The organism is Mesorhizobium qingshengii (assembly GCF_900103325.1).
GTDB classification, from domain to species: Bacteria; Pseudomonadota; Alphaproteobacteria; order Rhizobiales; family Rhizobiaceae; genus Mesorhizobium; species Mesorhizobium qingshengii.
In genome coordinates this window covers 264,242-276,745 of the sequence record NZ_FMXM01000004.1, presented here as the reverse complement: position 1 = coordinate 276,745, position 12,504 = coordinate 264,242, and the positions used below count along the sequence as shown (strand labels likewise).

The 12,504-nt window shown below is 63.8% G+C and carries 13 protein-coding genes and 1 riboswitch; of the genes, 8 read left to right on the top strand and 5 right to left on the bottom strand.

Annotation, left to right across the window (positions count from 1 at the left end):
- The first annotated feature begins 6 nt into the window (after positions 1-6).
- Genes BLS48_RS08110 through BLS48_RS08095 form a run of 4 tightly spaced genes read left to right on the top strand, consistent with a single transcriptional unit; the run spans position 7 to position 4,657 of the window.
- Complete coding sequence (locus BLS48_RS08110; RefSeq protein ID WP_091576598.1) at positions 7-1,047, top strand: 2-hydroxyacid dehydrogenase; 1,041 nt, start codon at positions 7-9, stop codon at positions 1,045-1,047.
- 46 nt (positions 1,048-1,093) lie between these two features.
- Positions 1,094-2,611, top strand: coding sequence for a glycerol-3-phosphate dehydrogenase (locus tag BLS48_RS08105; protein WP_091576596.1), 1,518 nt, complete (start codon positions 1,094-1,096; stop codon positions 2,609-2,611).
- The gene (locus BLS48_RS08100) at positions 2,581-3,666 is read left to right on the top strand and encodes a class II aldolase/adducin family protein (protein ID WP_091576594.1); all 1,086 of its coding nucleotides are present in this window, start codon (positions 2,581-2,583) and stop codon (positions 3,664-3,666) included. Before BLS48_RS08105 ends, BLS48_RS08100 begins: the two co-directional genes overlap by 31 nt.
- Positions 3,667-3,715: 49 nt before the next feature.
- Positions 3,716-4,657 (top strand): sugar phosphate isomerase/epimerase family protein, encoded by a 942-nt coding sequence (locus BLS48_RS08095; RefSeq protein ID WP_091576592.1) that lies wholly within the window; start codon positions 3,716-3,718, stop codon positions 4,655-4,657.
- 68 nt (positions 4,658-4,725) lie between these two features.
- On the opposite strand, the gene fba is transcribed toward BLS48_RS08095, so the two are convergent.
- The gene (fba, locus tag BLS48_RS08090; protein ID WP_091576590.1) at positions 4,726-5,790 is read right to left on the bottom strand and encodes a class II fructose-bisphosphate aldolase; all 1,065 of its coding nucleotides are present in this window, start codon (positions 5,788-5,790) and stop codon (positions 4,726-4,728) included.
- 271 nt (positions 5,791-6,061) lie between these two features.
- Between fba and BLS48_RS08085 the strand changes: the two genes are divergently transcribed.
- From BLS48_RS08085 to derI, 3 genes are read left to right on the top strand one after another with little or no spacing between them, the layout of a single operon-like run.
- On the top strand, positions 6,062-6,829 hold the full coding sequence (locus tag BLS48_RS08085) for a DeoR/GlpR family DNA-binding transcription regulator (protein ID WP_091576588.1): 768 nt from the start codon (positions 6,062-6,064) through the stop codon (positions 6,827-6,829).
- A gap of 9 nt (positions 6,830-6,838) precedes the next feature.
- A complete protein-coding gene (locus tag BLS48_RS08080; RefSeq protein ID WP_091576587.1) occupies positions 6,839-7,597 on the top strand; it encodes a triose-phosphate isomerase in 759 nt (252 codons plus the stop codon).
- 39 nt (positions 7,598-7,636) lie between these two features.
- Positions 7,637-8,077 (top strand): D-erythrulose-4-phosphate isomerase, encoded by a 441-nt coding sequence (gene derI, locus BLS48_RS08075; protein WP_091576585.1) that lies wholly within the window; start codon positions 7,637-7,639, stop codon positions 8,075-8,077.
- Here derI and dhaL read toward each other — a convergent pair.
- The 4 genes from dhaL to BLS48_RS08055 form a co-directional block, all read right to left on the bottom strand.
- Positions 8,074-8,709, bottom strand: a complete 636-nt coding sequence (dhaL, locus tag BLS48_RS08070) for a dihydroxyacetone kinase subunit DhaL (RefSeq protein WP_091576583.1) — start codon at positions 8,707-8,709, stop codon at positions 8,074-8,076. The two genes, derI and dhaL, sit on opposite strands and share 4 nt — an antisense overlap.
- Before the next feature lie 15 nt (positions 8,710-8,724).
- Positions 8,725-9,732, bottom strand: coding sequence for a dihydroxyacetone kinase subunit DhaK (locus BLS48_RS08065; protein WP_091576903.1), 1,008 nt, complete (start codon positions 9,730-9,732; stop codon positions 8,725-8,727).
- 75 nt (positions 9,733-9,807) lie between these two features.
- Complete coding sequence (locus tag BLS48_RS08060) at positions 9,808-10,281, bottom strand: 6,7-dimethyl-8-ribityllumazine synthase (protein ID WP_091576582.1); 474 nt, start codon at positions 10,279-10,281, stop codon at positions 9,808-9,810.
- Positions 10,282-10,358: 77 nt separating this feature from the next.
- Positions 10,359-10,506: riboswitch (FMN riboswitch) on the bottom strand.
- A 208-nt stretch (positions 10,507-10,714) separates the two neighbouring features.
- The gene (locus BLS48_RS08055) at positions 10,715-11,890 is read right to left on the bottom strand and encodes an MFS transporter (protein WP_091576580.1); all 1,176 of its coding nucleotides are present in this window, start codon (positions 11,888-11,890) and stop codon (positions 10,715-10,717) included.
- Between the two features lie 48 nt (positions 11,891-11,938).
- On the opposite strand from BLS48_RS08055, the gene BLS48_RS08050 reads away from it, so the two are divergent.
- The gene (locus BLS48_RS08050; RefSeq protein WP_091576578.1) at positions 11,939-12,478 is read left to right on the top strand and encodes an Lrp/AsnC family transcriptional regulator; all 540 of its coding nucleotides are present in this window, start codon (positions 11,939-11,941) and stop codon (positions 12,476-12,478) included.
- Positions 12,479-12,504 lie beyond the last annotated feature (26 nt).

Genomic DNA, 12,504 nt, shown 5'->3' with positions numbered 1-12,504 from the left:
TCGAATATGCCCAGGAAAATAGCGATCATTGGCGATCATTTCATGCTTCCGGACGTGTTTCGCGCCGAGATCGAGAAGGCCGCCAGCGGCGGCCTCGACATCCGCACACTGCAGACGGCATGGCCCGACGAACCGATGGAATTCGGCAATGCGGCGCTCGGCCTCGACAAGATCAAGGAGTATTTCGGCCACCCCGACGAGATCGTCGATTTCATCGGCGATGCCGAAATCCTCGTCACCCAGCTTGCTCCGCTGTCGGACGGCATGATGCGGCGCCTGCCGGCGCTCAAGCTGGTCGCGGTGTCGCGCGGCGGCCCGATCAACATCGACATGGGCGCGGCCAGGACTCACGGCATTACCGTGGTCAATGTGCCCGGCCGCAATGCGACCGCCGTGGCCGAGTTCACCATCGGCGCCATCCTTGCCGAGACGCGGCTGATCCGGGTCGGCCACGAAGCCTTGCGCAAGGGCGAATGGCGCGGCGATCTCTACCGTGCCGACCGCACCGGCCGCGAACTCAGCGAAATGACCGTCGGCGTCGTCGGCTATGGCAATATCGGCACGAAAGTGGTCCGTCTGCTGCGCGCCTTCGGCTGCCACATCCTCGTTTGCGACCCCTATGTGCAGTTGAGCGCCGACGACCGCAATGCCGGCGTCGAGCTGGTCGCGCTGGACGATCTCCTGTCCCGTTCCGACGTGGTCACGCTGCATCCCCGGGTGACCGAGGAGACACGCGGCATGATCGGCAAGGACACCATCGCGCGGATGAAGCCGGGGGTAATTCTCATCAACACCGCGCGGGGACCGCTGGTCGACTATGACGCGCTCTACGAGGCGCTTGTTTCGGGGCAGATCGCCAGCGCCATGCTGGAGACCTTCGCGGTCGAGCCCGTGCCCGCCGAATGGCCCTTGCTGCAGCTTCCCAACGTAACGCTGACGCCGCATATCGCCGGCGCCTCGGTGCGCACCGTGACCTATGCCGCCGAGCAGGCCGCCGAAGAGGTGCGCCGCTATATCGCCGGCCTGCCTCCGGTCAATCCGTGCTGAAGGCGGCGGCCATGACCCACAAATTCGGCATCGAGGCCACGGCGGGATGAACGGCGGCTCTGAAATCGTCGACCTCTTTGTCGTCGGCGGCGGCATCAACGGTGCGGGCATCGCACGCGACGCCGCCGGGCGCGGGCTTTCCGTCATCCTGTGCGAAAAGGACGATCTGGCCGAAGGCACCAGTTCGAGATCGGGCAAGCTCGTCCATGGTGGCCTGCGCTATCTCGAATATTACGAATTCCGCCTGGTGCGCGAGGCGCTGATCGAGCGCGAGGTGCTGCTGGAATCGGCGCCGCATATCATCTGGCCGATGCGCTTCGTGCTGCCGCACAGCCCGGACGACCGGCCGGCATGGCTGGTCCGGCTCGGCCTGTTCCTCTACGACCATCTCGGCGGCCGCAAGCGGCTGCCGCCGACCCGCACGCTGAACCTGCACACCGCGCCCGAGGGCGTGCCGATCAGGGACGCCTTCAAGCGCGGTTTCGAATATTCCGACTGCTGGGTCGACGATGCCCGCCTTGTGCTCATCAACGCGCTCGATGCGCGCGAGCGTGGCGCCAGCATATTCACCCGAACCGCCTGCACCGCCGCCCGCCGTGAAGACGGCCTGTGGTCTGTCGAAACGCAGGACGTCCGAACCGGCGTCAGGACGACGGTGCGGGCACGCGCCCTGGTCAACGCGGCCGGTCCCTGGGTCAACGACATCATCAATCGCGTGGCGGGCCAGAACTCCAAGCGCAGCGTCAGGCTGGTCAAGGGCAGCCACATCGTCGTGCCTAAATTCTGGGAAGGTCGCCAGGCCTATCTCGTCCAGAACAGTGACAAGCGTGTGATCTTCATCAATCCCTACCAGAACGATCTGGCGCTGATCGGCACCACCGACATTCCCTATGACGGCAGGCCCGAGGACGTAGCGGCGGACGCGAGCGAGATCGACTACCTGCTCAAGGTGGTGAACCGCTACTTCAAGCGCGGGCTCGTGCGGGACGATGTTGTCTACAGCTTTTCCGGCGTCAGGCCGCTCTACGACGACAATGCCGACAACCCAAGCGCAGTGACCCGCGACTACATCTTCGAACTCGACGCGCCGTCCGGAGCGGCGCCGCTGCTCTCCGTGTTCGGGGGCAAGATCACCACCTTCCGCAAGCTGGCCGAGCATGCGCTGGACAAAATTGCTCCGTTCTTTCCCCGGATGGGCAAGCCCTGGACAGCGAAGGCACATTTGCCTGGCGGGGACATCGCCAATGCCGATTTCGACCGGTTTCTCGGCGACCTCGGACGTGAGTATCCATGGATGCCGGCATCGCTGATCAATCACTACGGCCGGCTTTACGGGACCAGGACACATCTTGTGGTCGGCAACGCCAGATCACTCGCGGAACTGGGGCGATGCTTCGGCAAGGATTTCTTCGAGCGCGAGGCCAGCTACCTGTTCGAACAGGAATGGGCGATGACATCGGCCGATATTCTCGAACGGCGCACCAAGCACGGCCTGCATCTTTCCACCGAGGAAAGGTCGGCTTTCGAGGACTGGTGCGCAAGCCGGCTGGCGAGGGCGGGCTGATGGTGGGCTTCGATGCCGGCTCCACGGAATTCCGGATGTTGCGCTCTTTTTCCGCCAGCATCGGCGCCGATCCGTTGCTGGTCCAGGGCGCCGGCGGCAATACCTCCATCAAGCAGGATGGCGTGTTGTGGATCAAGGCTTCCGGCACCTGGCTGATGAACGCGCTGACCGGCGACATCATGGTGCCGGTCGCGCTGGAGCCGCTGCTCGACGCTTTGGCGCATCGCAGCGACGCCGCCGAGAAGGCCGGGCAGTTCACGCTGGAGGAACTCAATCCCCGGCGGCTGCGGCCTTCCATCGAGACGACGGTGCATGCGCTCATGCGGCAGAAGGTCGTCGTCCATGTCCATTGTGTCGAGACGATCTCGATCGCCGTCCAGGCCAATGCGGAGGCCTTGCTGGAAGAGCGCCTGCGGGGTCTTGATTGGACGTATGTGCCTTATCGCAGGCCTGGCCTGCCGCTGGCGCAAGCCATAGCGGAGCGCCTGAAGCCCGCGACCAGCGTGCTCGTTCTCGGCAATCACGGGCTGGTGGTCGCCGCCGACACGGTTGCGGAGGCAGCGTTGCTGCTGCAGCGAGTGACCGGATTGCTCGCCCGCGAGCCACGGCCGGCCTCGGCGCCTGACACCGACGCGCTGCTCAGGCTTGCCATCGGCAGTGACTACCGGCTTCCCGCCTCGACTGCGGCGCATAGCGTCGCGACCGATCTCGCCAGTTGCCGGATCGCCGCTTCGGGCAGCCTCTATCCGGATCATGTGATCTTCCTCGGGGTCGGATCGACGATCGCCGGTCCGGACGAGAATGCAGCGGCCGTCGTCGCTCGGAGCGCCGTCGCTCCCACGTCCATTCTGTTTCCAGGCAAGGGCGTCCTGATGCGCCGCGACGCCAATGCCGGTGCCGAAGCGATGGCGCGTTGCCTGGCCGATGTCGCCGCGCGCGTCGATGGCTCGGTGCGCCTCAACTATCTGAGCCCGAAGGACAATGCCGAGCTCCTGAACTGGGACGCCGAAAAATATCGCCAGGAACTCAACCGCACCGGGGTGACGCTGCAATGACGGCATTCGTCGCCTCGATCCCACGGCAAAGCTGAGAAGGGGATCGGTCTTGGCGTTTACGCTCTCCCTCAACACCAATCCGCTGGTCAACCGCTTTGCCGAGCCGGACGATCTGATCGACACCATTGCCTATGATATCGGCATCAGGGACGTGCAGCTCACGCATGAGTTCATCAATCCCGGTTGGCCGGCGGCGACGATCTCGAAGTTCGTGCGGCTGTTCCGCGGCGCGCTGGATCGTACCGGCGTACGCATCACCTCGGGCATGACCGGCCCCTATGGCCGGCTCAATCATTTTGGCCATCCCGACGCTGACGTGCGCCGCTACTATGTCGACTGGTTCAAGACCTTTGCCGACATCTCGGCCGAACTCGGCGCCAACGGCATGGGCACGCAATTCGCCATCTTCACCCACCGGGACTATGACGACCCCGAGCGCCGCGCGCGGCTGTTCGATATCGCGCTGGAATGCTGGCGCGACGTCGCCGAACACGCCAGGGCCGCCGGTCTGACCTACCTGTTCTGGGAGCCGATGTCGGTCGGCCGCGAATTCGGCCACACGATTGAGAGCTGCCGGGCGCTGCAGAATGCGATCGACGCGGCCGGCATGACGATCCCGCTGGAGATGATGGTCGACATCGACCATGGCGACGTGACCTCAAGCAACCCGGATGACATCGACCCCTATGCCTGGGCCGAAGCCTTTCCCACGAAGTCGCCGATAATCCACATCAAGCAGTCGTCGATGAACAAGGGCGGCCATTGGCCGTTCACCGCCACCTACAACCGGGACGGCCGCATCACGCCGGAAAAGTTTCTCGAGACGGTTCGGCGCGGCGGCGGCACCGATAACGAGATTTGCCTCGAACTGTCGTTCCGCGAGCGCGAGCCGGTCGACCATCAGGTCGTCGCCATGATCCGCGAGTCGGTCGATTACTGGGCGCCCTTCATCGAAACCGGCAGGTCGGGTCTTCTGCCACAGGCCGGATAAAGACCGGGCAGGAGCGCCGATGCGGCTCCTGCCCGATGAAACGCGGCCGGATTTTGATCGGGCGGAACTCAGCCGAATTTCGGATCGAGACTGCCCGACTTGTAGCGCTTGGCCATTTCCGAGACCGGCAGCGGCTTGATCTTCGGCGCGTTGCCGGCGGTGCCGAATTGCTCGAAGCGTTCCTTGCACAGCTTTCGCATCGCCGCCATGGCCGGCGTCAGGTACTTGCGCGGGTCGAACTCGCTCGGGTTCTCGGTCAGCACCTTGCGGATCGCACCGGTCAGCGCCATGCGGTTGTCGGTGTCGATGTTGATCTTGCGCACGCCATGCTTGATGCCGCGCTGGATCTCTTCCACCGGCACGCCCCAGGTCGGCTTCATCTGGCCGCCATATTTGTTGATGATCTCCTGCAGATCCTCCGGCACCGAGGACGAGCCATGCATGACCAGATGCATGTTCGGCAGGCGGCGGTGGATCTCTTCGATGACATTCATCGCCAGCACCGCGCCGTCCGGCTTGCGCGAGAACTTGTAGGCACCGTGGCTGGTGCCCATGGCCACAGCCAGCGCATCGACATGCGTATCGCGCACGAACTGTTCGGCCTGAACGGGATCGGTCAGCAACTGGTCGTGGCTGACGGTGCCTTCGACGCCGTGGCCGTCTTCCTGCTCGCCGCCACCCATTTCGAGCGAACCGAGCACGCCGATCTCGCCTTCCACCGACACGCCGCCCCAATGCGCCATGTCGACGACGCGCTTGGTGATGCCGGAATTGTAGGAATAGTCCGCCGGCGTCTTGCCGTCTTCCTTGAGCGACCCGTCCATCATAACAGAGGTGAAGCCGTGCTGGATCGCGGTGACGCAGGTGGCTTCATTGTTGCCATGGTCGAGATGCATGCAGACCGGGATGTCGGGATGGATCTCGACCAGCGCGTCGATCAGCTTGGCCAGCACCACGTCATTGGCATAGGCGCGCGCGCCGCGGCTTGCCTGCAGGATGACAGGTGATTTGGTCTCCTCCGCCGCCTCCATGATGGCAAGGCCTTGTTCCATGTTGTTCATGTTGAAGGCGGGTACGCCATAGCCGTATTCGGCGGCGTGATCGAGCAATTGTCTCAGTGTGATGCGAGCCAACGATTAGTCTCCCGTATCTGGTTTCAAGCCTGTGGTTGCGGACTGTCCGCGCATCGTTCAGCCCACCGATGCTTCTGGCCGGATTTCCGGACAACCGCAACCGTCAGAGGGCGCCCCGATAGCAATTCTTGTTACAGCGCCGCCATGAAAACGAAACGAATATCCCACGTGAATAACACATTATCACAAATTCTTTGATGTGAATGAGCCGTTTGGTGTTATATTGCAGGCCACGCGAGGCCTTGCCCGGTCCGCGCGAGGGAACCGAGGAATGAAGAGCGACAGCCGCCGGCAAGGCATCATGGATTTTCTGATGGACGCCGGAACAGCGAGCGTCGACGACCTTGCATCGCGCTTCGGCGTGTCGAAGATGACCGTCCACCGCGATCTCGACGAGCTCGAGGAGAGCGGCTTCCTGCGCAAGGTGCGCGGCGGTGCCTCGATCCAGCCCAGTGGTCTCTTCGAAAGCGATTTCCGCTACCGGCAGAAGCAGGCGACCGAGGAAAAGCAACGCCTGGCGGCAGCAGCGGTGGCGATGATCGAACCTGGCCAGACGGTGATCATCGACGATGGCTCGACGGCGGGTGGCATTGCCGGCCGTCTCTCGGATTTACGTCCACTGACCGTGATCACCAACAATCTGGCCGTCATCGAGGAGCTGTCGGGGGTAGGAGGGATCAACCTCATCGCGCTTGGCGGCCTCTACAGCAAGAAGTTCCACGGCTTTTTCGGCCTGCTCGCTGAGGATACGCTGAAATCGCTGCGCGCCGATGTCGCCTTCCTGTCGTCATCCGCCATCCACGGCGCTTCCGCCTTCCACCAGGACCAGGAAGTGGTTCAGACCAAGCGCCTGATGATGGCCGCCGCTGCCCGCAAATATCTGCTGGCCGATCACGGCAAGTTCGGCCGCACGGCCCTGCATTTCCTCACCGACCTCAAGGCGTTCGACGCGGTCTTCACCGGTCGTGAGCTCGAGCCTGGACTGCGCGAGGCGCTGGATGCCGCAGGCGTCTCGCTGACTTTGGTCGACAAACACTAGGGAGTACGCGTGGTTTACTGGGTTGGCACAAGTTGGAAGATGAACAAGACGCTTGCCGAGGCGCTGGCGTTCGCCGAGATATTGGCCGGATTCATCCCCGGTTTCGACGATCGTATCCAGCCTTTCATCATCCCGCCCTTCACGGCGGTCCGCGAAGTCAGGCAGGCGCTGTCGCGGACGCGGATCAAGGTTGGGGCGCAAAACATGCACTGGGCCGATGCCGGCGCCTGGACCGGCGAGATCTCGCCGGTGATGCTGAGGGACTGCGGCCTCGATCTGGTCGAGCTCGGCCACAGTGAACGGCGCGAGCACTTTGGCGAGACCGACCGTACCGTCGGCCTCAAGACCGCCGCGGCGGTGAAGCACGGGCTGGTGCCGCTGATCTGCGTCGGCGAGACATTGGTGGAACGCGAGAGTGGGCAGGCCGATGCGGTGCTGACGGCGCAGGTGCGGGGTGCGCTGCAATTCCTCGAAGGCGAGGCGAAGGGCGCGAAAATCCTGTTCGCCTACGAGCCGGTCTGGGCGATCGGCGACAAGGGCATTCCGGCCAGCTCCGACTATGCCGACAAACAGCAGGCGCTGATCAAGACCATTGCAGGCGATCTGCTGCCGTCCGTGCCACCGGTGCTCTATGGCGGCAGCGTCAATCCCGGCAATGCCGCCGAGCTGATCGGCAAGCCCAATGTCGACGGCTTGTTCATCGGCCGCTCCGCCTGGCAGGCGGAAGGCTACATCGACATCCTCGGTCGCGCCTCGGCGGCGATCTGAACCAATCGAGATATTATTCAGTCAAGGAAGGACACGACCATGAAAATAGCCATTGGAGCCGACAGCGCCGGCAAGCCGCTGCTCGATGTCATCGCCGCGCATCTAGCCACCAAGCCCGGCATCACCGTCAGCGATCTGAGCCAGGCCGGCTACTATGCCGACCTGTCGCAGAACCTCGCCCAGACGATCGTCGACGGCCAGAACGATCGTGGCATCCTGTTCTGCGGCACCGGCATCGGTGTTTCCATCTCGGCCAACAAGGTGCCCGGCATTCGCGCCGCGCTCACCCACGACACCTATTCGGCTGAGCGCGCGGCAAAATCCAACAACGCCCAGATCATCACCATGGGCGCCCGCGTCATCGGTCCGGAACTGGCCAAGTCGATCGTCGATGCCTGGCTGGCGTCGGAATTCGACGAGAATGGGCCTTCGGCCGGCAATGTCCAGGCGATCAACAGGCTGGATGCGGCAAAGCGCTAGCTCAAGCTCTTGCGTATCGCGCCGATGACCGTCACGGCCGACGCCGCGCCCGGATCCAGATGGCCGAGCGACCGTTCGCCGAGCCGCGACGAGCGGCCCTTCTGCGCGATCATGTCCTTGGTCGCCTCCGCGCCGCGTTCGGCCGCGGCAAGTGCTGCTTCGAGACTTTCGGACAGCGTCTTGCCGGCTGCATTGGCTGCGGCGGCCGCTTCGGCCGCTGGCTGCCAGGCATCGACCATCGTCTTTTCGCCAGGTTCCGCCTTGCCGCGATCCTTGATGCCTTGTGCCATGGCCTGGAACAGGGCGTTGAAGTCCGCGTCCGCCAGCGTCGCCTTGCCCTTGACGGTGGAAGCCGCGCGCATGAAGGCCGTCGCGTAGAGCGGGCCTGACGAGGCGCCGACGGCATTGAGGAAAGATTTCGCCGCCGTGTTGAGCAGCGCCGTCGGCTCGGTCGTCGCAAGGTCGAGCGATGCCAGCGCATCGCGCACCGCGCCGAAGCCGAGCGCCATGGCAATGCCGTGGTCGGCGTCGCCAATGACACCGTCGAGTTGGCAGAGCCGGTCCTTGTCGGCCTCTATCGCCACCGTGATGGCGTCGAACATTCTTTTCAGGTCAGCGGCGTCGATGGTCACGGGATCGCTCTTTCGTCAGCCGGCACGGAACATCGCGCAGTCGCAGGGGTGGTCGAGCATGGTCTGCAACTCGCCGTCGAGATGCATTAGTGTCACCGAGGCGCCGGCCATTTCCAGCGACGTGCAGTAATTGCCGACCCAGGTCGCGTGAATGGAAACGCCGATTGCGTCGAGCCTGTGCTTGATCCGGCGGTTCATGATGTAGAGTTCCATCAGCGGCGTCGAGCCGAGCGAGTTGACCAGCACCGCGACCTTGTCGCCACGCTTCGGCGCCATCTCGGCGAAAATCTTGTCCAGCATCTCGTCCGTGATCTCGTCGGCGGTACCGAGCTTGGCGCGCGCGATCCCAGGCTCGCCATGGATGCCCATGCCGATCTCCATCTCGTCGGCACCAATCTCGAAATTCGGCCGCCGCGTCTGTGGCAGCGAGCAGGGCGACAGCGCCACGCCCATGGTGAAGGTGTGGTCGTTGGCCTTGCGCGCGATACGCTCGCATTCGTCGAAGGAGAGCATCCGATCGCAGGCAGCACCGGCCGCCTTGAAGATGAAGAAATTGCCGGCGACGCCGCGGCGCTTGTGCCGCTGATCGCGCGGCGCCGAGGCGACGTCATCGGTGGTCAGCACGGTACGCACCTCGATGTCGTCCATCGCTGCCATCTCGGCCGCCATGTCGAAGTTCATCACGTCGCCGGCATAGTTGCCGTACATGAACAGCACGCCGGCGCCACCGCTGACCGCCTTGGCGCATTCGAGGATCGGATCGGGCGGCGGCGAGGCGAAGACATTGCCGATGGCCGCCGCGTCCGCCAGTCCCTTGCCGACAAAGCCGAGGAAGGTCGGTTCGTGACCCGAACCGCCGCCGATGACTAGCCCGACCTTGCCGGGCCGCGGCCCGTCGCGGGCGATGATCGAGCGCGGGCTGCCGTCCGCGCTTCTGAGATGGCGGGGATGCGCGGTCAGAATCCCTTCGAGCATCTCGTCGACGGCGCGGTTGCCGTCATTGATGATCTTCTTGGTCTGCACCGGCATCCTCCCGATTTCGGCATTTTCCGAGATACTACAGGCTGTTACCGGGATTTCCACCCGGCGAAGCGTATTTCAGGCCATGACGCGTTCCCGCGCGGCCAGGATCTGGACACAGGCATTGGCAGCTTCCTTGCCCTTGACGGTGAAGTGCTCGAAGAAGAAGCGGTGATGCTCGGTGCTGTCGTGGTAATTGTGTGGCGTCAGCACGGCCGAAAGCACCGGCACGCCGGTCGACAGCTGCACGTTCATCATGCCGTCGATCACCGCGCTGGCGACGAACTCATGCCGGTAGATGCCGCCGTTGACGACAAACGCCGCACCCAGAATCGCGGCATAGCGGCCGGTCTGCGCCAGGGTCTGGGCGTGCAGCGGAATCTCGTAGGCGCCGGGCACGTCGAAGACATCGACGCTGAAGCGCCCGTCGCCAAGCGCGGAAAGCTCGGCCTCGAAGGCTTGCACGCACTGGTCGACGATATCGGCATGCCAGCGCGCGCGAATGACGGCGATGCGAACAGTTTCATAGTCTTTATGGGAATGCTGATTCATGGGTCCATCCTTCCGTTTCGAACCAGAATCAGGACGCACGATACGAAATGCGACCCACCAAGGCGGGCCGTCTTTCGTTTCGTTCTCTTCCATCCGGACTGTAACCGTCGGCTCCGGAATCACACCGGATCTGCTGACCTTTCCGAATTTGTCGGAAAGCGCTCGCGGGCTTGGGTCGAGACCCTTACCGCCGGTGGGGACTTTCACCCCGCCCTGAGAACTTTAGCGCCGTTTGTATGGAAGGGCAGGGCGTCGCTGTCAACCGGACGAAGGCTGATGCCGATCACGACCAAGGTGTGTCGAGATTCAGGTCAGGCCGAGTCGAAAACGGTGGGTTCCGAGAACCGGAGCGGAGCGTACTTAAGGTACGTGAGCACCGGAAGCGCAGGAAGCTGCCGTTTGCAGGCCGGCATCACCTGAATATCAACATACCTTAGCGCGTGCGCCATGACGCTGCCGAAGCGGCAACCAGCATCAGCAATGCCGCAACCGCCGCGCAGGTCGCAAAACCGTAGGTCGAATAGAGCGGTCCGAAGGCGGTGGTGCCGACAAAGACCGCCAGATAGGTCACCGCGCTGTTCAGGCCCATGATCGTGCCGCGTCGCGACGGGTCGAGTGCCGACAGGCGCATCACCAGGACGTTCAGTCCGAAATGGTTGGCGAGGCCCCAGACCGCCACCATGGCTATGGTCGGGCCGAAGCCGTCGCTGGTCGCGGCGAGCGCGACGTAGGCGACTGCGACCAGAAGATAGGCGAACGGCATGACGCGCCGCGCGCCCAGCCGATCGATCACGCCGTCGAGGACAGCAGCCGTGCCGAAGCCGACGCCATAGGCGAGCGCGGCCCACCCGTTGGCGCTCACTGGCCTTCCCAATCCACTGTGAAGGTGATCGCCGAGATAGCCATAGACACCGTAGAAGGCGGTCATGAAGGCGGCACAGGCGATGAGCAGCGGCACGATACCGGGAATGCTGAGCGCGGCCAGCGGCGTCGGTGCGGGGCCGCTCTTCCTGATGTCGCTGAGTGACGACAGCGTGAGACCGGCCAATGCCAGGGTCGCGAGGAGCGCGACGGCCGCGAAAACGGCACGCCAATGGACGAGGTCGGCCAGCACGGCCGACAGCGAGACACCGGCGACCATGCTCAAGGTCCAGCCGGTCAGCACGACGCCGATGGTGCCGCTTTCGCGTCCAGGCGGCGCGATCGCCGCTGAACTCGCATAGATCGCCGGCATGGCAATACCGGCGGCGATGCCGGCGAGCAGTTGCGCCGCGACAAGCATCATCACCGTCGGCGCCGCAGCACTTGCAACGAGTGCGATCGCCAGCAGCAGCAAGGCGCCCTGCAGCATCCGGCGTGCGCCGATTCGGTCGATGTAGCGCGCCAGGAACAGGGCGCTTGCGGAGGTTCCGAGGCCGAACACGGCGGAGGCGATCATGACGACCGGCACGCTTGTCGCAAACGACGAGGCCACGGCCGGTGCTATCGGGCCAAGGACGAGTGAGTTCGAGCCGATCACGGCGATGCATCCGGTCAGCAGATAGGCGAGGGCCGGGATGGGCGCCCTGGCGTTCGCGGCCAACGTTGCTGCTTGATCACTGTTCGACATATGACCATAATGGCCGCATTGAGTTCTGCAGCAACTAGGAATCTCGATATGGATGAAGAAACAGATGACATTCTGCGGAACAAGCCAGCGGCCCGCGATGTCGACGCGATCGACCGAAAGATATTAGGCGTTCTGGTCGACGATGCGACGGTCAGTTATGCCGAACTAGGCGATCGTGTTGGCCTTTCACCGCCAGCCGCCCATGAGCGCGTCAAGCGCCTTCGACGCAGCGGCGCCATCCGAAACACCGCCGTCATCATCGATCCCAAGGCAGTGAAGAAGCCGTTGCTCGCCTTTGTCCATATCGACACCAGAGGCTGGGGAAAGACACCGGAACTGATGGCGGTCTCGGAGTACCCCGAGGTCGAGGAGATCCACACCGTCGCCGGTGACACCTGCATGTTGCTGAAGGTCCGCACCGAAGACACGAGAGCGCTCGAAGGGCTCCTCGCGCGCCTCTACGAGACGCCGGGGGTCACCTCGACGCGCAGCTATGTGGTTCTGTCGACCTATCTCGAGCGGCCGGTGCAGCCCGGCGTCACCGCGAACTGGCCAACGCCCAAGCACATGGCCGAACCTCTGTACTAGAGGGCGGTACGGAGCCAGCGCCGGTG